The sequence below is a fragment of the Candidatus Aquiluna sp. IMCC13023 genome (assembly GCF_000257665.1).
GTDB lineage: Bacteria > Actinomycetota > Actinomycetes > Actinomycetales > Microbacteriaceae > Aquiluna.
Genome location: NZ_AJKR01000001.1, coordinates 84,775 through 105,381, shown reverse-complemented (window position 1 = coordinate 105,381; position 20,607 = coordinate 84,775). Strand labels below are relative to the sequence as shown.

Annotated in this window: 24 protein-coding genes and 1 tRNA gene; 7 read left to right on the top strand and 18 right to left on the bottom strand. The window is 51.2% G+C overall.

Annotated elements, in window-relative coordinates; all coding sequences use genetic code 11:
• Window positions 1-18: 18 nt before the first annotated feature.
• On the bottom strand, window positions 19-1,389 hold the full coding sequence (locus IMCC13023_RS00535) for a D-alanyl-D-alanine carboxypeptidase/D-alanyl-D-alanine-endopeptidase (protein WP_007540135.1): 1,371 nt from the start codon (window positions 1,387-1,389) through the stop codon (window positions 19-21).
• Between the two features lie 22 nt (window positions 1,390-1,411).
• Here IMCC13023_RS00535 and IMCC13023_RS06925 point away from each other — a divergent pair, with 22 nt between their 5' ends.
• Entirely contained in the window at window positions 1,412-2,008 is a 597-nt protein-coding gene (locus tag IMCC13023_RS06925) for a copper resistance CopC family protein (protein ID WP_007540133.1), read from the top strand.
• Here the strand turns inward: IMCC13023_RS06925 and IMCC13023_RS07130 are convergent.
• Genes IMCC13023_RS07130 through IMCC13023_RS00515 form a run of 3 tightly spaced genes read right to left on the bottom strand, consistent with a single transcriptional unit; the run spans window position 1,931 to window position 4,356 of the window.
• Window positions 1,931-2,308 carry a hypothetical protein gene (locus tag IMCC13023_RS07130; RefSeq protein WP_040324707.1) on the bottom strand — a complete coding sequence of 126 codons (378 nt, stop codon included), beginning with the start codon at window positions 2,306-2,308 and terminating at the stop codon, window positions 1,931-1,933. The two genes, IMCC13023_RS06925 and IMCC13023_RS07130, sit on opposite strands and share 78 nt — an antisense overlap.
• A gap of 7 nt (window positions 2,309-2,315) precedes the next feature.
• Window positions 2,316-2,996: a potassium channel family protein gene (locus IMCC13023_RS00520; protein WP_007540131.1), complete on the bottom strand. Its 681-nt coding sequence runs from the start codon at window positions 2,994-2,996 to the stop codon at window positions 2,316-2,318.
• Window positions 2,989-4,356: a TrkH family potassium uptake protein gene (locus IMCC13023_RS00515; RefSeq protein WP_249859666.1), complete on the bottom strand. Its 1,368-nt coding sequence runs from the start codon at window positions 4,354-4,356 to the stop codon at window positions 2,989-2,991. The genes IMCC13023_RS00520 and IMCC13023_RS00515 overlap by 8 nt, the downstream gene beginning before the upstream one ends.
• A 71-nt stretch (window positions 4,357-4,427) precedes the next feature.
• Here IMCC13023_RS00515 and IMCC13023_RS00510 point away from each other — a divergent pair, with 71 nt between their 5' ends.
• The 3 genes from IMCC13023_RS00510 (at window position 4,428) to IMCC13023_RS00500 (ending at window position 6,865) form a co-directional block, all read left to right on the top strand.
• A complete protein-coding gene (locus IMCC13023_RS00510) occupies window positions 4,428-4,802 on the top strand; it encodes a thiol-disulfide oxidoreductase DCC family protein (protein WP_007540127.1) in 375 nt (124 codons plus the stop codon).
• Window positions 4,803-4,874: 72 nt separating this feature from the next.
• Window positions 4,875-5,891 (top strand): N-acetyltransferase DgcN family protein, encoded by a 1,017-nt coding sequence (locus IMCC13023_RS00505; RefSeq protein WP_007540124.1) that lies wholly within the window; start codon window positions 4,875-4,877, stop codon window positions 5,889-5,891.
• Window positions 5,892-5,893: 2 nt separating this feature from the next.
• Window positions 5,894-6,865 carry a dipeptide epimerase gene (locus IMCC13023_RS00500; protein WP_007540122.1) on the top strand — a complete coding sequence of 324 codons (972 nt, stop codon included), beginning with the start codon at window positions 5,894-5,896 and terminating at the stop codon, window positions 6,863-6,865.
• A 14-nt stretch (window positions 6,866-6,879) separates the two neighbouring features.
• On the opposite strand, the gene IMCC13023_RS00495 is transcribed toward IMCC13023_RS00500, so the two are convergent.
• The gene (locus IMCC13023_RS00495; RefSeq protein WP_157775945.1) at window positions 6,880-7,803 is read right to left on the bottom strand and encodes a D-isomer specific 2-hydroxyacid dehydrogenase family protein; all 924 of its coding nucleotides are present in this window, start codon (window positions 7,801-7,803) and stop codon (window positions 6,880-6,882) included.
• 133 nt (window positions 7,804-7,936) lie between these two features.
• Between IMCC13023_RS00495 and IMCC13023_RS07275 the strand changes: the two genes are divergently transcribed.
• Together IMCC13023_RS07275 and IMCC13023_RS00490 are read left to right on the top strand one after the other, a co-directional pair.
• On the top strand, window positions 7,937-8,086 hold the full coding sequence (locus tag IMCC13023_RS07275; RefSeq protein WP_007540118.1) for a hypothetical protein: 150 nt from the start codon (window positions 7,937-7,939) through the stop codon (window positions 8,084-8,086).
• Window positions 8,087-8,102: 16 nt separating this feature from the next.
• Window positions 8,103-8,381 carry a hypothetical protein gene (locus tag IMCC13023_RS00490; RefSeq protein WP_007540116.1) on the top strand — a complete coding sequence of 93 codons (279 nt, stop codon included), beginning with the start codon at window positions 8,103-8,105 and terminating at the stop codon, window positions 8,379-8,381.
• Window positions 8,382-8,385: 4 nt separating this feature from the next.
• Here the strand turns inward: IMCC13023_RS00490 and IMCC13023_RS00485 are convergent, their stop codons facing one another.
• From IMCC13023_RS00485 to IMCC13023_RS00470, 4 genes are all read right to left on the bottom strand, one after another.
• Window positions 8,386-9,318 carry an ornithine cyclodeaminase family protein gene (locus IMCC13023_RS00485; RefSeq protein WP_007540114.1) on the bottom strand — a complete coding sequence of 311 codons (933 nt, stop codon included), beginning with the start codon at window positions 9,316-9,318 and terminating at the stop codon, window positions 8,386-8,388.
• Window positions 9,315-10,340, bottom strand: coding sequence for a proline racemase family protein (locus IMCC13023_RS00480; RefSeq protein WP_007540112.1), 1,026 nt, complete (start codon window positions 10,338-10,340; stop codon window positions 9,315-9,317). Before IMCC13023_RS00480 ends, IMCC13023_RS00485 begins: the two co-directional genes overlap by 4 nt.
• 561 nt (window positions 10,341-10,901) lie before the next feature.
• Window positions 10,902-10,974: transfer RNA gene (locus tag IMCC13023_RS00475), tRNA-Thr, on the bottom strand.
• 16 nt (window positions 10,975-10,990) lie between these two features.
• A complete protein-coding gene (locus IMCC13023_RS00470; RefSeq protein WP_007540107.1) occupies window positions 10,991-11,896 on the bottom strand; it encodes an oxygenase MpaB family protein in 906 nt (301 codons plus the stop codon).
• A gap of 41 nt (window positions 11,897-11,937) precedes the next feature.
• Between IMCC13023_RS00470 and IMCC13023_RS00465 the strand changes: the two genes are divergently transcribed.
• Window positions 11,938-12,306: a hypothetical protein gene (locus IMCC13023_RS00465; RefSeq protein WP_007540105.1), complete on the top strand. Its 369-nt coding sequence runs from the start codon at window positions 11,938-11,940 to the stop codon at window positions 12,304-12,306.
• A gap of 27 nt (window positions 12,307-12,333) precedes the next feature.
• Here IMCC13023_RS00465 and IMCC13023_RS00460 read toward each other — a convergent pair whose 3' ends face one another.
• Genes IMCC13023_RS00460 through IMCC13023_RS00425 form a run of 9 tightly spaced genes read right to left on the bottom strand, consistent with a single transcriptional unit; the run spans window position 12,334 to window position 20,593 of the window.
• Complete coding sequence (locus IMCC13023_RS00460; RefSeq protein ID WP_007540103.1) at window positions 12,334-13,806, bottom strand: alpha/beta hydrolase; 1,473 nt, start codon at window positions 13,804-13,806, stop codon at window positions 12,334-12,336.
• A complete protein-coding gene (locus tag IMCC13023_RS00455; RefSeq protein WP_007540101.1) occupies window positions 13,796-14,953 on the bottom strand; it encodes a DNA polymerase III subunit delta' in 1,158 nt (385 codons plus the stop codon). Before IMCC13023_RS00455 ends, IMCC13023_RS00460 begins: the two co-directional genes overlap by 11 nt.
• Window positions 14,950-15,561 carry a dTMP kinase gene (gene tmk, locus IMCC13023_RS00450; protein WP_007540099.1) on the bottom strand — a complete coding sequence of 204 codons (612 nt, stop codon included), beginning with the start codon at window positions 15,559-15,561 and terminating at the stop codon, window positions 14,950-14,952. The genes IMCC13023_RS00455 and tmk overlap by 4 nt, the downstream gene beginning before the upstream one ends.
• A gap of 2 nt (window positions 15,562-15,563) precedes the next feature.
• Window positions 15,564-18,140: a type I DNA topoisomerase gene (gene topA / locus IMCC13023_RS00445; protein ID WP_007540097.1), complete on the bottom strand. Its 2,577-nt coding sequence runs from the start codon at window positions 18,138-18,140 to the stop codon at window positions 15,564-15,566.
• A gap of 14 nt (window positions 18,141-18,154) precedes the next feature.
• Window positions 18,155-18,553, bottom strand: a complete 399-nt coding sequence (locus IMCC13023_RS00440) for an Rv3654c family TadE-like protein (protein ID WP_157775944.1) — start codon at window positions 18,551-18,553, stop codon at window positions 18,155-18,157.
• Entirely contained in the window at window positions 18,481-18,786 is a 306-nt protein-coding gene (locus IMCC13023_RS00435) for a hypothetical protein (protein ID WP_157775943.1), read from the bottom strand. The genes IMCC13023_RS00440 and IMCC13023_RS00435 overlap by 73 nt, the downstream gene beginning before the upstream one ends.
• Window positions 18,779-18,940, bottom strand: a complete 162-nt coding sequence (locus IMCC13023_RS07125) for a DUF4244 domain-containing protein (protein WP_007540090.1) — start codon at window positions 18,938-18,940, stop codon at window positions 18,779-18,781. Before IMCC13023_RS07125 ends, IMCC13023_RS00435 begins: the two co-directional genes overlap by 8 nt.
• 13 nt (window positions 18,941-18,953) lie before the next feature.
• Window positions 18,954-19,682 (bottom strand): hypothetical protein, encoded by a 729-nt coding sequence (locus tag IMCC13023_RS00430; RefSeq protein WP_040324704.1) that lies wholly within the window; start codon window positions 19,680-19,682, stop codon window positions 18,954-18,956.
• Complete coding sequence (locus tag IMCC13023_RS00425; RefSeq protein ID WP_007540086.1) at window positions 19,682-20,593, bottom strand: ATPase, T2SS/T4P/T4SS family; 912 nt, start codon at window positions 20,591-20,593, stop codon at window positions 19,682-19,684. The genes IMCC13023_RS00430 and IMCC13023_RS00425 overlap by 1 nt, the downstream gene beginning before the upstream one ends.
• Between the last annotated feature and the right edge of the window lie 14 nt (window positions 20,594-20,607).

The following is a 20,607-nucleotide window of genomic DNA, read 5'->3' as shown; positions in this document are numbered from 1 at the left end:
GAGGACATCTGTCACCAGCTATCTATTTACTAGCGTTGAGCCACAATCATAAAAGCCCATGACCAAATCGTCCATGGCCTCACGGTTGCTGGCGGTCACATCACCCAAGTTGTAGACAGTGAAGATAAGCCTCGACTTATCCGGGGTGTCCAGGAAGCCAGCGAGCGTATACCCCGTTCTGATCCAACCGGTCTTTGCCGTGATTGATCCGACCGCATCTTCAAATCGGTAGCTTAATGATCCAGGTGTTCCGGACACTGGCATTCCGTCGAGAATTATCTCAAAGTCTCCGTAGCCGGCATCAATGAGCTTTAGAAGATTATTTACTTGTTCGGGAGAGGCTTGGTTGTACTTGGACAACCCTGATCCGTCCTCAATTATTAAGCCTTGAAGATTCAGCTCGGTGCCCCTGAGGGCTCGCTTGTAGCTTTCAGTCAAAGAATCAAAAGTTCCATCTAGACCGACATCAAGAGAAACCAATCTTGCAAGTGCCTCCGCCAAGGTGTTGTCGCTAACAATTAGCATGTAGTCGATCCACTCGCTGATTGGCCTAGATTTTACGGCCGCAATTTGTATTGAATCTGCTGGTGCCAGCCCCTTGGTAATCACTGCATCTGTCGCAGCTACGCCAAGGGCTTCTTGAAACCAAGTTCCGGCCCTAATGACCGGGTCCATTGAGCGCTGAGACTCCTTGGCGGCTGGGTTCGCTCTATCGCCGTCCACCTGAAGAGCGGAAACCGGCGACATGTAGCCATTGGTGATGCCGCGAGAATCCCAAACGCTTTGGTATTCACCCTTCGCTCCCCCATACAAAGAGGCGTCAAGCACTATTTCCGTTATTGGCTCCTGACCCAAAACCTTCAATATCTGGGCGGCAAGATCGACAAGCTTTGGAGCTTTTTTATAAACCGAATTTTGGTTGATTCCTGTCCTAGAAAGAGTCGGGTCGCCAGCTCCAACCAGGTAAATTTTTCCAGGCTCCGAGATGTCCTGATAGACCCTGGTCGTAACTTGATAGTCCGGGCCTAGAGTTTCGAGGGCGGCAGCCGCTGTAAAAAGTTTCATAACCGATGCGGGCCTAGCAGCAGAACCGCTTCCGCGGTCGAATAACACCTCACCGGTTGAAGCATCAATCACCTGAGCCTGTAGCAACAAAATTTCAGCGGCATCCTCCAGTTCCGACACCGAGCACTGGATGATTTCAGGAACAGTGGGTTCTGGCTCGCTTTCAACTGGCATAGCAGAAACCGTCGCCTCTGGCGCGTTAGTTTGGCTGGCTATCCGCTCAGATTCCTCATTGGGCTGGCTAAGCGGACCCAAAAACATAAGACCCAGCGCCAGGGAACCTGCAACTAGGCCCGAACCGATCCCGATTAGTGCTTGCTTCATCTCAACCGCCTAAGCTTTACCCATGAAGTTTAGATTGTTCGCAGCCTCCATGTTGGCCCTAGCAACCACTCTCACCTTGACAGCTCTTCCGGCAAACGCTCACGAGCAGCTTGTGGATCAAGAGCCCAAGCCCGGACAGATTCTGGAAGCCGGTATAGCTGAAGTAAAGCTGTCCTTCAGCGATGATCTGATATCTCTAGATAACTCAGCAGGCTCCGAAATTGTGATTCTTGATTCGAATCAGAATCCAGTAAATAACGGCTGCGCAGTAATAGATGCCCGCACCGCGATTGCCCGGGCCGATATTGACACCCCTGGCACCTACGAAGTTGGCTGGCGAGTAGTCTCCGGGGACGGGCATCCAATTTCGGGAAGTTTCAGCTTCGTAGTTGAAAATAATTCCGGCTACATCGCTGACCCGGACTATCTATTTACGGAGTGCGCCAACCCCTACGATCCAGAATTGCTAGCGGTTGAGACTAAGACGCCTGGGTATTTGTATTGGTTGCTCTGGGCATCAATACCTCTGGCCGCAGTCGGACTATTTTTGTTGCTGAGGTCTAAAAACAAAGGTTCTGGCAATAACCGCAAAGACCCAGAAAAGAAGACCAAAAACTAGTACTTCAATTGGCATATCAAAGCGATTACCCATCGGTGCAAAGGCCAAGGAGTAGGCAACATCAAGAGCCTGCGCATACATGAACGCAGCAACGCCGGCAACCACCATTAGCTTTACCGGCACGACGCTGCCGGAGATTCTAGAACCACTCCAAATAGTCAGCCCGGAAAGCCCAAGCGCCAGTGCGGCCCCTACGAAAATTAGTGGGTAAGTAGTCTGGTAAAAAAAGTTACTGACCAGCATGGCAAGCAACAAGGACAGCCAAAAAAGTGAGCTTTTGAGAGCTTTTGACGAATTCAAGCGCTGCCTAAATAACCCGGCAGAACTTGTTCAACGGCTCCACCTGGCCGGCAACAACTATTTGATCGCCTGACTCAAGAACTGTTTCGGGGAATGCTGGAGCATATTTACCATCGCCCTTTGTCACCGCAACCACTGTCACTTCGTAGTTAGTTCTGATTTTGAGCTCCGCCAAGTTTTTGTTGTGAAATGACTCCGGAACCTTCGACTTGATCATCACAAAATCATTGTCGATGGGGACATAGTCAAGGGACTCTCCAGAAACCATGTGTGCGACGCGCTTGCCCATCTCATACTCTGGGAAGACAACGTGGTGAGCACCCAGTTGTTCCAAGATGCGACCGTGAGATTTTGAGTTAGCTTTCGCCCAGACGTTTGGAACACCGAGCTGCAACAGCAACGAGGTGGTCAAAATGCTGGCCTCGATATCTGCGCCGATTGCCACGACGGCAGCGTCAAACTCCTGAATGCCAAGCTCGGACAATACGGCTTCATCGGTGCAGTCGGCCTTGACGGTGTGAGTAAGTTCTTGCGCCATTTGTTGAACCAGCTTCTCGTCGGTATCAACACCTAGAACTTCGTGTCCGGTTCGGACTAGCTCTCTTGCTAACGAAGACCCGAACCGACCCAGGCCGATAACGATGACGTTTGTGTGCAGAATACGTCGCTTTGCTTTCTCTTTAGCCAATTAGGGGCCTTTCCTTTGGTAATTCATAGTGCCTCTTTGTGATTCGAAGAGCAAGTGCTGACGCAACAACAACCGGTCCCAACCGACCAATAAACATCAAAAATGCTAACCAGAACTGGTGGAAGGCCGGTAACTCAGCGGTGATACCGGTTGAAAGTCCCACCGTCGCGGCAGCGGACACCACATCGAAAAGTATCTCGTCGAGTGAGAAGTCAGTCGTCGCGGCAAAGAGTAAGGTCGTGCCCAAAATCGCCGTCGTGCTCAGTGCCACCAAAGTAAGAGCTTGACGCTGAATCGAGCGGGGCAACCGGCGGTTTCCAACGTTCACCGCAGTCTCACCGCGAATTTCGGTGTAAACAATAAAGATCAAAACGGCAATCGTGGTCACCTTGAGGCCTCCGGCGGTAGATGCTGAACCACCGCCGATAACCATCAATAGGTCAATACCCAGCCAGGTGGCTGGGTCCATCATAGAAATGTCAATCGAGTTGAAGCCCCCCGAGCGCGGCATGACGGCCGAAAACAAGGTGTTGACCACTTTGTCCCAGGTGTTCAAGCCTCCCAAGGTTCCAGGGTTATTCCACTCAAGTAGCCCGATGAAAAGTGCCCCTAGGCCGATCAAGCAAATGGTCATCCAGAGAGTAAGCCTGGTGTGGAGGCTAAAGCGCTTTGCCTTTCCGCCCGGCTGCAATCGCAAGCGCCATAGCCGCTCATGAAGCTCAATTAGAACCGGGAACCCAAGTCCTCCAACAATCACAGCCAACATCACCGGTGCGATGAAGAACATGTCCTGACTAAAGCCCATCATGCTGTCGGTGTATAGCGAAAAACCGCCATTATTGAAAGCTGAAATCGCGTGAAAAGTACCGTGCCAAATTGAACGAAGGACTTCCTCGCCGTAGCTGAAGTGCAATCGAATGCTTAGGTAAGTAGCTAGGACTAGCTCAAAACCAAAGTAAACCAGCAGAATTCGGCCGAGCAATTTAGAAACGTTGTCTGCACCAACAATCTTGGCCTCGGACAAGGTGTTCATTCGATCTCTAAGGCTGATACGACCAGAAATTAGCAAACCAAGCAAAGTCGCAAAGGCAACGATTCCAAGACCACCGAGTTGAATCAAAATCAAAATCACGAATTGGCCAAAACCAGACCAGTGGATTGCGGTGTCTACAACGGTCAAGCCGGTAATACTAACGGCCGAAACGGCAGTGAAAAATGCGGTGACCAGTGTTGTGCTATTGCCGGCGGATGTTGATATGGGCAGCAAAAGCAACAGGGTGCCAACAATTGCTGCCGCACCGAACGCAATAACTACGATCTGTGTTGGGTGCATGGATCGCTTGCGACCTAATTGGTTCACGCTTTTAGCCTACGCCTCCTGTAGTAAAACCAATACAACCCCAAAACATTACACCGCATTAGGCTTAACCGATGTGCGCAAGCAAACAAGTTCTTATCTTCGACGGAGACTGCGCTTTCTGCAGCTCAAGTGCCAGGCTGCTTCGCAAGATGACCCGACACAAAATTCCGATTGAGCCCTACCAAAAATTAGATCTTGAATCGTTGGGGCTAACCACTGAGCTCACCTCAAAGGCGGTCTACTTTGTTTCTGGCAGCACGAGATTCGTTGCGGCGGCAGCTATTGCCCAGGCACTAATCCAATCCAAAACCATTTGGGCTCTAGCTGGCTGGTTCCTAAAGCTCCCGGTTATAAGAAACATAGCGAAGCCCATTTATTACTTAGTTGCGGCTAATCGGCATCGACTCCCAGGAGGTACCCCAGAGTGCCAGCTGCCGCAGAGCTAACAAGCAAAACTTCAAGTCTCAAACCTAGCTAGAGTGAAGAATCATATGGATATCTAATCCGGCGAGGATCAATTGACAACAATCACACTGCGCACCCCCTACCTCTTATTCATTGGCAGCGAAACTGAGCCAATCTACGCCAAAACCGCTGCAGGGCTTGCAAAGTGGCGGCCGGAAAGCTGCATGGGCCAACTGAGCCTTCCGGGCGGCACAATTGATTTAGGTCTTGCCAAGCACAGCGTGGCAAGTGCCGCCGAAGCCGGGGCTAAATCACTGGTAATTGGAACATCGGCTGTGGGCGGTGCGATTCCGGAGGCTTGGATGCCAACCTTGGTTGCCGCCTTGCAGGCAGGCATGGATATCGTCGCAGGAGTTCACACAAAGTTGAATGATATTCCAGCGCTGGTTTCGGTAGCTAACGAGTCCGGGGCAAAGCTGGTTGATATTCGGGTGCCACCAAAGGACATCCCTGTTGGAACCGGTAAAAAACGAGCTGGAAAAAGACTTTTGACAGTGGGAACCGATTGTGCACTAGGCAAGAAATACACTGCTTTAGCAATCGCTAACAGACTGCAAGAACGAGGCATGGATGCCGACTTCCGTGCCTCAGGCCAAACCGGCATCATGATTGCCGGAAGCGGTATCCCGATTGATGCCGTTGTTGCCGACTTTCTTTCGGGTGCGGCAGAAATGATTTCTCCGGACAACCACCCGGATCACTGGGACATAATCGAGGGTCAGGGAAGCTTGTTTCACCCAGGCTACTCATCCGTAAGCACCGGTCTACTGGTGGGCTCCCAGCCAGATGCCTTTGTGGTTTGTACCGAAGCACTTCGCACCCATATCAAAGGCTGGCCCGATTTTGAATTGCCGAGCATCCCAGCGGTCATCGATCGGACCATTGAGATTGCAAAAAGCGTGAACCCCGGAATTAGATGCGTTGGAATAAGCGTTAACACAAGCGCAATCCCAGATCATGAGCGAGCCGCCTACCTTGCAAACTTGAGCGCCCTCTACGGCCTTCCCACCATGGACCCATTGGTAACTGGACTCGACGATGTAATTGATAATCTTCTGGGCCAAAAATGAGGATGACGATTGAGCGCAAGGATTTCCCGCTGCACTCACCCTTTGTTATCACCGGCTACACCTTTCTGGAGCTAAATGCGGTTTGGGTCACTCTTGAAAAAGACGGCTTTACCGGCAGGGGCGAAGGTGTTGGTGCTTATTACTTGGGCGACGACCAAGCCAAGATGCTAAGAGATCTCGAAGAGATAAAACCACAGGTTCAGCAAGGTGCTACACGTCAAGACATCAACGAAATCATGCCGCCCAATGGGGCCCGCAACGCGCTTGACTCGGCGATGTGGGATTTGGAATGCAAAATTAGAGATGCCAGCATCTGGGAGCTGGTTGGGCTAAAACCCAAACAACTAAATACCGTTGCGACCATAGGCATCGGCACAGAAGGCCAGATGGCCACAAGGGCAAAAGAACTAAGTGATTTTTCAAACTTGAAAATCAAGCTCGATGATCACCAGCCGGTCGAAAAACTAACCGCGATAAGAGAAGCAAGGCCTGATGCAAACCTGGTTGTCGATGTGAATCAAGGCTGGCAATTTGAACAGCTAATAAAGTTCATTCCAGCCCTTAGCGATCTAGGCATAAAAATGATCGAGCAACCGCTGGCTCGAGGCCAAGACTCCGAACTTGATGGCTTTGTTTCTCCAATTCCTTTGGGTGGGGACGAAAGCGTCCTAAACCTCAGCGAATACGAAGCCAATTCAAAAAACTTCCAGGTGATAAACATAAAGCTGGACAAATGCGGCGGCCTGACCGAAGCCTTGCAAATTGTTGAGGTTGCCCAAAAAGACGGTAAGTCGATAATGGTTGGAAATATGACCGGCACCTCACTGTCGATGGCCCCGGCCTATGTGATCGGTCAGCATTCTGAGTTTGTAGATATCGATGGGCCGCTATTGATAGCCCAGGATATTCCAAACGGCTTGAACTACCTGCCCGGTGGAAAAGTAGAAGTGTTTAGCCCAAAGCTTTGGGGCTAGAGCTCCACCCTGACCTAATAACCCAGCTCAGCATCGACAACGCCGACTAGCGGCTTGTCTGCAAGCCAAGCTGCCACGTTCACCCGAAGTCGATCTGAAAATAACTTCGTAACTATTTCCTTGGTGTCTGCGGTGTGAGGGGTGATGAGCAAATTATCCACCTGCCACATTGCGTGATCTGCTGGCAAAGGCTCTGGATAAGTAACATCGGTTGCTGCTGCTGCAATGCTGCCTGATTTCAAGGCGTGAACCAAGTCCTCTTGGTTTACAACTTCTCCCCTTGCGATGTTCACTAGATAAGAATCGGTGCGCATCAGCCCAAATACTCGAGCATCAAACAAGAACCTCGTGGTCTCTGTCAATGCGCAGGCCAGAATCACAAACTTTGCTTTGGCTAGCTCCTTGTCAAAGTCGTTAAATGAAACAACCCTGCCCGTGAAGCCCTCTAGAAAGGGCTCGTTGGGTCTGTTCCTAACAACCGTGACTTTGGAACGAAAAGGAGCAAGCAGGGACGCAAGTTCCTCGGCAATGCCGCCTCCTCCAACAATCAAAACATCCTGATCGTAAAGAGAATCGGCAAACTGCCTACCCCAGCTCTTGGTTCTTACTCGCTCCGGAATGATTCTTGCCAAAGCCAAGCAAAGAGCGAGAGCGTGCTCAGCTACCGGTTCAGAGTACGACCGCTTGGCGCTTGTAAAGATAATTGGACTCTTCAAAATCTCAGCAAAAGCATCGACCCCAGCAAATGGCAGCTGCACCCACTCGAGCTGCGGGTTTGCATTGAGCATCGCTTGCAAAGCCTCAGGGGACGAGTAGTCAGTCCAGATAAGGGCCTTTGTGGAGGTAGTTACCGAAGTCATCTGACCGCCGGCATCGGTGATCGCCTGAGCGTATTCTGGAAACTGCTTGGGCTCCAGTGCCACGAGATTGTTCTTCAAGGTTTTCCGATCTAAGTAAAGAAAGTGACGCTGGATAAAACTCCAGCTAAATTGCTACTGCCCATTTTTTGCAATTGTATCTGCCAGCAGGTCAAAGCCCGCCCGTGCTACTGGCTAGAAGTAGGCTGAGGACATGACTGATAAACAGAACCCAAAAGAACCTAGGGATTCCAGCCAGCTAGAAAAAATGTGGAAACGAATTGGTCTAGCGCTTTTTGTGCTGGCAATCGTCTTGGTGGCGGGTCCTCAGATTATTGATTTAGTGAACCCAGACTTCAGATAACCAATAACCTAAAGGCATGAAATGCAAAAACTGCCAGAGTGATATTTCCGAGTCTGATTTCAATTGTCCAAGCTGCGGTAAAACCACCGCCCAATCAAGGGAAGATCTTCAGAAGATCGACCCTCAGTCAACCAAGGTCATTGCATGGCTGTTGCTTGCGCTTGGTGTGGCTGGAGTAGTTTTCGTAATTGCCAACAGCGCCACCGACTGGTACTCGCCTCTAAACTTCATCCCGCCGGCCATGGTCCTGATTGCCGGGGGCTTGGCGCTCATAAGCGCATTGCGCGCGAAATAAAAACTTAGATCAGAGCCTTATAAGCCGCGCCAAAGATCGCAAGATCCTGCCAGGGCATTCCGGATGACTTATAAATTCTCAATGCCTGACTATCTATCTTGTATTCAGAGGTAAATAGCTTTTTTACCTCCACTAAATCTTCCACGGCAACAAAGCCTTCGTTGATTGCCATGATGACATCGCCTGCTTCTCTAAGCGCAGCCGATTGATCTTCGATGAACACCGTTCCAATGCCCATGAGGTTTCCGGGCAGTTCTCTAGCGTTTGGTTCGTGGGAACCAACAGCCGCAACAATTACGGCCTTCTGAACTTGCTCTAGAGCAAACAGGGGCTCTCTTGCTGTGGTTGCAGTAATAACTAGGTCTGCCTCGGCAAGAGCCTTGGTTGAACCTGCAGCCGCTTCAATGCCATGGCCCCTCAGGTCAACAATCAGCTTCTCAACACCTGATGTGTTCCTGGCCAAGATTCGAATTGAATCTGGCGTCGACACGGCTGAAATTGCAAGAATATGGGCAAGGGCTTGCGGCCCAGAGCCAAAGACAACCAGCTTTGGGCTTTCTGGCAAAGCTAACTTTTGCACCATGGCTACCGTTACGCAGGAAGTCCGAAGAAGCGTCAAAGCAGCGCCATCGCACTGAGCCAAAGGGGTAAGAGTTTTGGCATCAAAGAGTGTGTAGATGCCTTGGATTCTTGGAATGTTTTTAGCCGGGTTCTTGGGTGCGACGGTGACGAACTTCAGCCCTACAAACTCAGCATTCTCGCTGGGCATCACAAGCCCTTGGCCAGAGGCAAACTCGACAAATGAGCGCGATTTGTCCGTTGCAGGGTCAAACCCTTCGGTCAAAGCTTGGCTTATTGCTTCGATTGCCTTGCCATAACCAAACTTTATAAATAACTCTTGGTCACTTATCCACTTTGCCGGGCTTAGGGCACTCATCGAAGTGAGAACCCCGTATCAAGTTCATCGTTTTCGAACAGCAAAAACTCTACATTTGCGACATGGAAGGCGCTCCCGGTAATCACCGGGATAACACCGGAACTTTGGCCGTGGGTTTGGGCTTCTTCAATTCGGCCTAAGAACCTAGTTCCGATAATTGAGTCGTGAATCAGCGTCATTGACTTAGTTAGCTTGCCGGAATGGGCCAGCTGAGCAATTCTTGATGCGGTTCCAGAACCACAAGGTGACCTGTCGACCCGGCCATCGGCATAGATGGTTACATTTCGTTGATGCAGCTCGGAATCGGTTGAATTGACCTCATCAAAAATAATGGTTCCGTAGATGCCGTTGAGGCGCTCATCGACCTGCGAATTAGATTCTGGAGTCTCATTCAACTTCCATTTGATCTGCCTACCGATTCGAATTAGCTCGTCTAAATGCTTCGGTTCTACCGATAGGCCAAGCTTGCTGGCCTCAATGCTTGCGTAGTTGGCACCACCGTAACCAATGTCCACCAAGACAGTCCTGCCATCGTCCAGAGCCACTGGCACCGCCTCGGCGATGGCGTGGGAAAACACGTTCCTAAAGGAAATCTTCGTTGTAATTCCATTTTCTTGAGTGACCAGAGCCTGCACTCTGCCGGAGGGAACATCGATTGTGACTGCTGTTTCACCATTGGGTTCTGCAGCAACTAACCCGGTGTCTACGGCCCAGGCGCCCAGTGCAATGGTGCCGTGCCCACAAGCGGTTGAATAGCCATCTCCGTGCCAAAACAGCACACCAAAATCAGCGCCATCATCGTTTGGCTCCACGATAAACCCGCCATACATATCCGCATGACCCCGGGGTTCATTGACAAGTAGCTTTCTAATTTGTTCTAGTTTCTGGTTTGAGGAAGCCCCTGCCCGCTTGTCTAGGACCGTTGCTCCCGCAATGTCAGGAAGCCCTACACTCACGATTCGAAATGGCTCGCCAGCAGTGTGGTAATCCGTTGCAGTGACTTTGACTAATGGCCTTTTCATGACTCGAGTCTATTGGGGCAAGCACTTGAGTAAGTTTTGCCTAGGGTTTGGGCCCCTGCAGGGCCACCCAGGAGAATCGAACTCCTGAGCTGCTCGCAACGAAAGAGATTCACACCCCCGAGAACAAAGTGTTTTCCCGAAAAGCATAAGTAAATACTGTGTCCTGATGTGTCCCAGTTTGTTAGGTTGTGTCAGCTAAATTACTTGAGTTTTTTGCTTGAGTTGGTAAGGTCTAAAACAAGGAGAATGCCCATGGTATTGGAAACGCTTTTAGTGCTACTGGTACTGGGCGCGGTGGTCGCAACTGTGCTCAGTCTTTTTGTTGTGAGATCCAAAAAGCATCAACCGGAAGAGAGCAGCAAACCCGACGCCGACAATCCACAGTGGGACGACAAGTAGTTTTTGTTTTGTTGGCAGCACAGGTAAAGACTGTGCACTGATTTGTCACAGTGGTTCAGACTATGTCGGCTTGCTTGAGTTTTTGCTTGAGCTACACATTTTGCCCCTCAGTAGTTGAGGGGCCTGGTCTCAAATCCGCCTAGCGGTGCGAATCTCGTAGAGAGCCACCCAGGAGAATCGAACTCCTGACCTGCTCGTTACGAGTGAGCTGCTCTACCAACTGAGCTAGGGTGGCGTGTCGTTTCAAAAGTTTAGTCGGTAATTGCGCCTGCTCGCCTGAGCCTGGCAAGAGCTGCGTCTTCTATTGGAGACTCTGGCCCGATAGCGAACCGCATAAAACTCAATAACGATGTAGTGACGGGCCTCAAGAACCAAAGTGGCAAAGGTTTAATACCAATCATCAACTGGTACTCCTTCGGCATCGAGGCGAGCGCCGACTGAAACAACAGCGCGTAAACCGGCTTTGCAACAAGCGGTAGCGGTGCCTTTCTTATCCAGCTGATAACTGCTTTAGTGTCATCGGTGACGGTGAGCTTTGACTTGAAATCTTCGAGGGTTTCCAGAAGTTCGGCTTCACTCATCGGAGCTGTTTTTAGCCCGAGAGGCTGAACCGATTTTGACCACAGTGCAACGTAAGAATCTGCTCCACCAGGAATTGGGGTCTTTGAGTAGTTCTGGTGGGCTCTTAGGAATGAGTCCATGAAAGCCACGTGAACCCAAAGCAGCAGATCCTTGTCTCCTGCCCGGTAACCTTTGGTTTCGCCAGTGGAAGTCTGGTACTCGCCGCTCACGGTCTTGTGCATGCGGTTTACTCTGCCGGCCTCACCGTTGATGGCTTCGATCGAACCAAAGGTGGTAACCGTTAGCCACCTAATTGTTCCAGAGAGCCTGCCGAGCGGGTCTTGCTCATAGCGAGAGTGCTCTGACACCCCGGTAAGGGAACCCGGGTGAAGAGCCTGCATGAGTAGTGCTCTGACGCCGCCAACCAACGTTGAAAAATTTCCGTGTACTACCCAGGGCGCATCGGTAGGCAAATAAAAACCCGGCTCATCGCCCTTAGCAACAACTTCTAGCCACGGAGGAATGCCATCGGGTGCACCAGACAGGAGTTTCCGGAATCTGCGCGACAGGCTCTCCTGCAGGGCATTATTTTTCAATGTGTTGCCTAACCTTATAGATACGATCAAAGGAACTAACCATGACAGAAGCCGAACTAATCCGCGAGTTCCAAAAAAACCGACTCCACATTATTTTGGCTCAGCTCGCGCCGACGGCCCTGCTGGCCTTTGCCGCCTTTGCGACTCCGACCATTTCCGGATACGAAATGTTTTTGGTTCATGGATTTGCCCTAATTTTACTAGCCTCAGGGATTCTCGGTGCTTTAGCCGAGTACTCAGCTGCGTCCCAGGCCCAGGCCGTCATTGACGACCTAGCTGCGCTACCAGGTCAGTCGGCTCTTCGATCGCGGATAATCAGCTTTCGCCCATGGCTAGAGGTTGTGAAGTTTGTGACCCCTGCAATCTTTATCGTGATATTTGCAGTACTGATGGCAGCTCTTTACCTATAGAGGGCCAGATAGAAGGCTTTAGGCGCACTACCTGCAGTAAAGAGAATCTACTGAAATCGCTTTGCCGGCAAGGTAGTCATCTACGACACTGCCAACGCAGTCGCTGGAACCATAAGCAGTGTGACCCTCACCTTCGAATGTAAGTAGGTAAGAGCCCTGCATCAGCGAGCTCAGGGTAACGGCCTGCTCGTAGGGGGTAGCCGGGTCACCGGTAGTACCTACGATCATTACTGGATTTGGTAAATCAACCCTGTAATCGAGCTTCTGGTTTCCAATACCGGCTGCCCAACCATCGCAAGAACTCTCGCCATAGGCAAAGTACTTTCCGAATACCTTGCTTGCAGCCCTTATTTCTTTTGTCAGATCAGCGGTTGGCAATGGGTAAGTAATTTCATCAGCACACGCAATGGCATAGTTTGCCTCAACCAAGTTGGTTAGATATCCGCCTTCGGCATCGCGGTCGTTATAAAAATCTGCCAGTAGTAACAGGGTCGTTCCATCTCCTGCAAGACCTTCTTCAAGCCCAATCGATAGGAACTCCCAACTGTCTTGCGAGTAAAGAGTCACAATCATTCCTGCGATGGCTGCCGATAGCGACAGGTCCCTATCAAAATCAGTTGGCATCGAACTATTTTCTAGCGAGCTCAAGAGTCCAGCAATGGTGTCCTTAGCTTCAGCCATATCATTTGGTAGTGGGCAGCTGACTCTGGTGAAGCAGTCGACTAGATAGGCGCTGAGGGCCTTATCAAAGCCCTTTATCTGGCCCAGTAGGGCCAGATCAGGATCAATTGTTGGGTCAACTGCACCATCCAACACAAACAGACCAACTTGATCCGGGAACAAAACGGCAAAGGTGGCTCCTAGCTCGGTGCCGTAGCTGTAACCAAGATAATTTAGCCTCTCGCTGCCAAGAAGAATTCTCAGTAGCTCCATATCCTTGGCGGTCTGCTGAGTGTTGTAATAACCGGTGCTCATTTCCCCTTGGCAGCTCTGTGCGAAGCGATACGACAAGTCGGCCGAATACTGAATGTCTTCTTCGGTTCCGAATCGGTAGGGAGAGCTTCCGTATAAAAGCTGATCCTTTAGGCCTAGGTTGCTGCACTCAACCGGTGAAGTCTGCCCAACCCCCCTTGGGTCAAAGGCTATGACTTGAAAATTTGATCGCAGGTAATCACTTCCGAGGCTCTCGTAAGAAGCCAGCAACCATTCGATCGAGCTGGAGCCCGGTCCACCTGGGTTTACAAGCAGCGGTTCTAACGAAGAGGTTCCGGCCTTGCGCATAAGGGCGACTCTGATCAACGATCCGTTGGGCGCTTGCCAGTCAAGCGGTGCAGCGACAACCGAGCACTCAAAACCGTCTTCGCAGTCTTCCCAAATGATTACCTGCTCATAAAGAGATAAGGCTCCGCTTTCGATTTCAGCAACAGGATCGGGAGCTGGAGTGGGAGTGCAGCCGGCAAGCAACAAAACGCCAGCGATGACAGCTGCCCTAAGCCGCAAGGTCGCGTCTCAGGATCATCAATGTGCAAAGCGATTCGAGGACCAGCAGGTCTCTAACGTTTGAAGCCAAGCGCTTTCTAGATTCGGTGATTGCGTCTAAAACAGCGATGCTTGCAACCGCGTTTGTGCCCAGCTGCCTCAGCTGAAGGTCATCGGCGAGCTCAGGATTAGTCATTTCCACATTCGCACCAAGCTGTAGGGCAAGCACATCTCTAAAAAAGGACTCGGCGTCGGTGAAAATTCGATCGATACCGTCTCTAAGAGCTCTGGTGTTTCTTCGCTTCTGGTTTTCCTCTAAGCCCTTGAACTGCGGCCTCAAGTTCGGTGGGATCTTCTCGTCAATCGCAAGCCCGTAGGCGAGCATCAAGTGTTCCTTTTCGGACTTATCTCGTTCCTGAGCTAGCGCCTCGGCATCGCGTTTGGCAACGCCGAGTAGCTTTTCAGCGGCAACCATGGCCCGGCTAAGGTTTGTGATGCCCGCGATCTCCCGCAGGGTTTCAGCCCTTCTGGATCTTGCGTCCTGAGAAACCGCCAGCCTTCTTGCCATGCCAACGTGGTTCTGGGCTTGGCGTGCGGATCTAATTGCAAGATCTCTATCAACCTTGTCCCGCTGGACCAATAGCTCAGCAACTTCCTCGACACTTGGGAGTCGAAGCAGCACATTCATAGTTCTGGAACGGATTGTTGGCAACAGGTCGGCAACACTTGGTGCGCAGAGAATCCAAATTGTTTTGTCTTGGGGCTCTTCAAGTGCTTTTAGTAAAACGTTTGAGGTGCGCTCGGTCATTCGATCGCTGTCTTCGATAATCACGATTCGATAATCACCAATGGTGCTATTCATCCCGGATTTTTGCACCAGCTCACGAACCTCATCGATTCTGATCAATACCCGCTCGGTGGCAAGGGTCAATACATCCGGGTGAGCTCCGGCAATTGTTAAGGAGCACTGCTGGCAGCGCCCACAGCCAGCATTGTCACACTGAAGCGCAGCAGCGAAGGCCTTGGCTAATAAAGACCGGCCAGAACCTGCCGGGCCGGTAAATAGCCACGCGTGGTGAACACCTTCTAGCTTGCCGGCAACCGTACGCTGAAGTTGCTCAATTGCTTCTGGCTGACCTAAAAGCTGATCGAAGACCCCGGAGGTCATTTGCCGAGCCCCGCTTTTTCAATACGGGCAATCACCGCTGAATGTATCTCGGGAATGGCCATGGTCGCGTCAATAACTTCAAAACGAGGTTGGGTCGCAAGCTTCAGATATTGATCCCTGGCCCTTGCAAAAAACTCAACCTGCTCACTTTCTAGGCGATCCGGAGCAGTTCCAGTGTCATCACGTCTTGCGAGCGCCTGCTCGGCTGGCATGTCAAGTAAAAACGTAAGGTCAGGCTCGAGGCCTGCAACAGCCCAGAGCGAGATGTCCTGGACTTCCTTTACGGAGAGCTCCCGTGCAGCACCCTGATAGGCAATCGAAGAATCGTAGTAGCGGTCCCCAAGCACTATCGTGCCAAGTTCTAGGGCCGGCCTAATCTTCGTGGCAACGTGATGGGCTCGGTCTGCGGCATATAAAAGCGCCTCTGCCCTTGGAGCGACATCTCCCTTGCGGTGGAGAAGTAAGTGCCTTATTTCTTGACCGAGTTCCGTGCCGCCGGGCTCCATTGTGCGCAGCACTCCATGCCCCCTGGCTTTTAGCCAGGTCTCGAGTAGATCCAACTGAGTGGACTTGCCAACTCCGTCGATTCCTTCAAAAGTAATAAACACGGCTACCGCTTTTTTCTGGTCGTCTTTTTCTGAGTCTTTGGTGTTTCGCCTGGTTCTACCCCTAGCTTTTCACGCCTAATGGCCAAAAGCTCGAAGGCGCGGTCGTTGGCTAGCTCGTCTAATGGCTCATCGGTTGGCACGGTTGCGTTGACAATTCCGTCGGAAACGTATGTTCCAAACTGTCCGGTCTTGGCCACAACATTCAGCTTGGAGGCTGGGTCTTCGCCGAACTCCCGAAGCGGAGTAGCCGCTGTGCGGCGCCCGCCATACTTTGGCTGTTTGTAGATCTCCAACGCTGAAGCCAAATCAAGTGAGAAAATCTGCTCCTCGGTATCAAGCGAGCGAGAGTCTGTTCCACGCTTTAGATACGGACCAAACTTCCCGTTTTGAGCGGTGATTTCAGTTTCAGTTTCAGGATCGATGCCGATGGCTCTTGGCAGGGACATAAGCTTCAGGGCGTCTTCGTAAGTGACGGTGTCAACGGCCATGGTCTTGAACAAAGAGGCAGTCTTTGGCTTTGGATTGCCCTCATCAACCAACGTTAGGTAAGGACCAAAGCGACCATCTTTCACGATGATGTCCAAACCCGATTCCGGCTCTTGGCCCAGGACTCGGTCGCTTGCCGGCGGAGCATTTACAAGTTCAATGGCTTTGGCTTCAGTCAGTTCGTCTGGGCTTAGGTCCGCAGGGATGTTCACAATTCTGCGTTCTTCGTTCTCCACGACTTCAAGGTAGGGGCCGAACTTGCCGGTTCGAAGATTGATGTCTTCGGAAATCTCGAACGTGTTGATCGATCTGGGGTCGCTTTCGCCAAGACCCTCAACGGTTGACTGCAATCCGGTTTCCCCGAAGTAAAAATTCTTGAGCCAACCAGAGCGATCAAGTTCGCCGAGGGCTATTCGGTCGAGATCCGACTCCATCTTGGCCGTGAAAGCGTAGTCAACCAGGTCTCCAAAGTTATCTTCCAAGAACCTAGTCACGGTAAACGCGATCCACTCGGGAACCAGTGCGCTACCGCGCTTGACTACATAGCCCTTGGTAATGATGGTGGAAATAATGGCAGCGTAAGTTGAAGGCCGCCCAATACCCTGCTCCTCCAAAGCCTTGACCAATGAAGCTTCGGTGTATCTGGCTGGTGGCGAAGTCGAGTGGTCCTTGGATGCAATTTCATCAATTTTAATAGTTGTTCCGACCTCAAGAGCCGGAAGCTTGGCACTCTCTGGTTCTTTGCCTTCTTCTTGGGCTTCTTGGTAAACAGCCATGAAACCCTTGAACAGCACCACGGTTCCTGATGCTGAGAATTCAGCAACCTTGGTGTCAACCTCAGTTTGCAGCTTGGCTGTCGTGGTTGAAAGCTTGGCATCCGCCATTTGAGAAGCGACTGTCCTTCTCCAAATTAGCTCGTATAAAAGTTGTGATTTTCCCTGCAAAACCTTTTTCAGGTCATCTGGGTGAACGAATTTTTCTCCGGAAGGACGAATAGCCTCGTGGGCCTCCTGAGCATTTTTCGACTTAGCTCCATACATACGCGGCGCCGAAGCAACCGACTCCTCACCAAAGAGCTCCTTGGCAGCAGCAATGGCCGCTGAGCTTGCCTGGCCAGATAGCGAAGGTGAATCCGTTCGCATATAGGTAATGTGACCATCTTGGTAAAGCATCTGGGCTGTGTCCATCGCCTGCTTGGCACTCATGCCGAGCTTTTTAGATGCTTCCTGCTGCAAGGTGGAAGTGGTGAAGGGCGCGAATGGCTTTCTGGTCGAAGGCTTTGCTTCAACGGCTGAAACCTTAAGAGCTTGTCCTTTGAGTTTTGCCGCATAACCTGCAGCCTGTTCGGGCGAGAGCACCAAGGCCTCTTGAACCAGTATGCCCTTAGAGTCGAAGCTCTTGGTTCCAGCAAGCTTTTGTCCATCCAGGATTGTGAGTTTCGCCTCAAAGCCAATTGAGTCGGCCTCAAGACTTGCCGTGATGGAGGAATAGCTAGCGGAGACAAAGGCGATACGCTCGCGCTCGCGCTGAACGATCATTCGCATTGCAGGCGACTGGACTCTTCCGGCAGACAGTCCACGATTTATCTTTCGCCAAAGCACCGGAGAAATTTCATAGCCAACTAAGCGATCAACTACCCGCCGGGTTTCCTGAGCCTGAACCAAGTTGGTGTTCAGCTCCCTGGTGTTGTTTGCGGCAGCATTGATTGCATCTTTTGTGATTTCGTTGAAGACCATTCGGTGAACAGGGACCTTTGGCTTCAAGACTTCCAAAAGGTGCCAAGCGATTGCCTCGCCCTCGCGGTCCTCATCAGTAGCAAGGTAGAGCTCATCGGCGTTTTTTAGCGCCTTTTTTAGATCACTGACGGTCTTGGCTTTGCCAGGGGAAACCACATAAAAGGGTTCGAAGTCGTTCTCTACGTCAATTGAGAACTTGCCGAGCGAGCCTTTTTTCTTTTCTGCTGGAATTTCTTTGGCTTGGGCCAAATCTCGGATGTGACCAACCGATGCCAATACTTCGTAATCGTTTCCTAGGTATTTGGAAATCGTCTTCGCCTTTGCAGGCGACTCAACAATTACCAGTTTCTTCGTCAAGAAAATACTCCTATTTAGTCAGTTGGCGAACCTGCGTCCGAAAATGCAAAAAGTTCTACAAATCCGGAGTGCTTAGTTAGCTCGACGCTCGCGTCGCTTCCGACAATACGACATGAATCTAGGAAACTACCATTCGAAACCGCAATCAGTTCCGCATTTTCGCAAGGAATTCCAGAAATCAGACCCCGAAGTGTGTCGGCAGCGGTCAGCGAACCAAGATCAGCGACCACCTGCAACCTAGTGCGCTCAAGAGCCAATGACGTTGCTATTGAGACCGCCGACAACAACAACATGAGCGTGCCCATGAATGTCAGTGAGACCACTGCCGTGGATCCTGCATCTACTGACCAACCTGCATTACGCAGAGCTTGGTGCTCATGGGCATGAGCGACTGCTTGGTAATTTTGGCGCAAGTTAGAGCCCCTTCTACAGATTTCTCAATTTCGATTCCTTCTTCGGACACAAGATCAAGCCCAATGGCGAGCGACCTGGCTGCCTCAAAACCCTTTGCCTCAAGCGCTATTCGATCAGTTGCAAAAGTCACTGAGCCGAGCACCGTGGCAAACAGCATTATCAGAGCCGGTAACAGCAGCATGAGCTCTGCTGTTACCGCCCCTTGATCACTAGCCAGGCTTTTACTAGCCAAGGCCAATTGCTCCTGCAATCAACTTGAATAGCAGCGACCTGACCTCTTCGGATTTCAGCACCAGCAGCATGAGCCCAGCGAAGGCGACCCCGGCAAGGGTCGCAATGGCATATTCGGCGGTAATGGCACCGTCTTCGGATTTTAGTAGTTGCATTTTTTATCCTTTCTTATTGGGTGAAGCCGATAATTATCGGCGGCAGGGTGAGAAGTAAGAACGCAGGAAGGGTTGTCAACGACAACGGAATAAGCAATCGAACCGAAAGCTTTCTGGCCTCCTCAATCCGGCTGGACAAAAGCTTTTGATTGAGTTGCTCGAGTTCAGAGTCAATGAGAAAGGACAGCCTTGCTCCAGTGCGTTTTGAAATTTCAACCAGCTGACTTGCTCCGCCGTCTGGGTAGCCTTCAAGTCTTTTTCGAATTTTTTCCAACGGTTCTCCGGCGGACAGGCAAATACGCAAAACCATCAGCGACAAGGTTGGGTCTGGTTTTGGGGCAAGAAAGCTGTTGAGCATTCGCCCGGAAATTTTGTAACCCGCGAACAGCAGCGCTCCTGCCAGCAATGCGGCCAAGGCTCCCACAGGATGCAAAATTCCACTGAAGGTTCCAAGCCCCATTATTTGCGCCAGGACGAAACTAACCACGGGCAGCCAAATCAAGAGTGTTCTAGTTGCCTGAGGAACTGCCTGTGCTTGGTCGATTTCTTGACTGGTTCGCTCCTCGTGCCGCATCTGCACTTCAAGTTGACTCAAGGTTGGAACCAATGGGGCACCCAGTTCGAAAGCGAGAACTATAAAATCTCGAAACTTATCCGGTAAATCCTTGGGGTCCGCCAGCTCAATGGCCTTTGGAAACGGAACCCCCGCTGACAACAGCCCCGCCAACATTGCAGGCCGCATTAGATTGCCACCCTCTGAACCACTAGCCCAGTTGGGGTCATGATCGGTTGACCAATCCCCGAAATGACTCTTTGGTTTCCTTTTTTCCCCAGCTGAACCACGTAATCGATCGATTGGGAAACGAGCCTCGAGGTGAGCTCGGAAGTGAGGTTCCCGAGCAACCCAAGGACTAATAGTCGCTCCGCGACACTTTCCAAGTTATTTGCATGCAGAGTCGTTAGGGTGCCCTCGTGCCCATTGTTGATAGCTTGCAACATCACTCTGAACTCTTTTGAGCGCACTTCGCCGACCACTATGCGATCTGGTCGCATGCGAAGGGCGTGAACTATTAGTTCATCCAGCTCGATTTGACCGACACCTTCTTGGTTTGCTTCCCTCTCTGTAAGGGCAATCGCAGGGGGCGCAAGAAACAGTTCTGGTGTTTGCTCAATACAGATCACTCGCTCAGTGACTTCACTCAAGAGCGAACGCAACAAGGTGGTTTTGCCTACACCGGTTGGACCACTAAAGACGATGTTCTTTTTATGAAACATTTGCCGCCTAAGCCAACCGAGCTGTTGATTGGAGAACATTCCAGCTGCCTGCAGCGACTCAAGAGGTTGGGGCTTACTGGGGTGAACCCGAATGCTCAGCAACGGCTTGGCAGATAACCCGAATGGCAAGATGGCGTGAAACCTTGCTCCGCGATAAACGAAATCGGCAACCGGCTTTGCGATATCGATTCTTGATCCGGCATCTAGCGCGAGCTGGATGATAGCTTCGGAAAGATCCTGGTCTGTAATAAATGGCGATTCAACATCCTGAAAGCCGGACCCATAATCCGCCCGAGCAAAACTGGCGCCATCGATAACTAGGTCAGTGACCCCAGGGGTCTGAATCACTTGCCAGATGCTCAGTTGATTGATCTCCACAAACCCATGTTCGT

Bases quoted from the DNA above. Each gene is read 5' to 3' on its own strand.
- IMCC13023_RS00465 (WP_007540105.1), top strand. From the start codon at position 11,938: ATGACAGAAGCCGAACTAATCCGCGAGTTCCAAAAAAACCGACTCCAC.
- IMCC13023_RS00455 (WP_007540101.1), bottom strand. From the start codon at position 14,953: ATGACCTCCGGGGTCTTCGATCAGCTTTTAGGTCAGCCAGAAGCAATT.
- IMCC13023_RS00490 (WP_007540116.1), top strand. From the start codon at position 8,103: ATGAAATGCAAAAACTGCCAGAGTGATATTTCCGAGTCTGATTTCAAT.
- IMCC13023_RS00500 (WP_007540122.1), top strand. From the start codon at position 5,894: ATGACGATTGAGCGCAAGGATTTCCCGCTGCACTCACCCTTTGTTATC.
- IMCC13023_RS06925 (WP_007540133.1), top strand. From the start codon at position 1,412: ATGAAGTTTAGATTGTTCGCAGCCTCCATGTTGGCCCTAGCAACCACT.
- IMCC13023_RS00535 (WP_007540135.1), bottom strand. From the start codon at position 1,389: ATGAAGCAAGCACTAATCGGGATCGGTTCGGGCCTAGTTGCAGGTTCC.
- IMCC13023_RS00480 (WP_007540112.1), bottom strand. From the start codon at position 10,340: ATGAAAAGGCCATTAGTCAAAGTCACTGCAACGGATTACCACACTGCT.
- IMCC13023_RS00510 (WP_007540127.1), top strand. From the start codon at position 4,428: ATGTGCGCAAGCAAACAAGTTCTTATCTTCGACGGAGACTGCGCTTTC.
- IMCC13023_RS00430 (WP_040324704.1), bottom strand. From the start codon at position 19,682: ATGCGGCCTGCAATGTTGGCGGGGCTGTTGTCAGCGGGGGTTCCGTTT.
- IMCC13023_RS00485 (WP_007540114.1), bottom strand. From the start codon at position 9,318: ATGAGTGCCCTAAGCCCGGCAAAGTGGATAAGTGACCAAGAGTTATTT.
- IMCC13023_RS07275 (WP_007540118.1), top strand. From the start codon at position 7,937: ATGACTGATAAACAGAACCCAAAAGAACCTAGGGATTCCAGCCAGCTA.
- IMCC13023_RS07125 (WP_007540090.1), bottom strand. From the start codon at position 18,940: ATGCAACTACTAAAATCCGAAGACGGTGCCATTACCGCCGAATATGCC.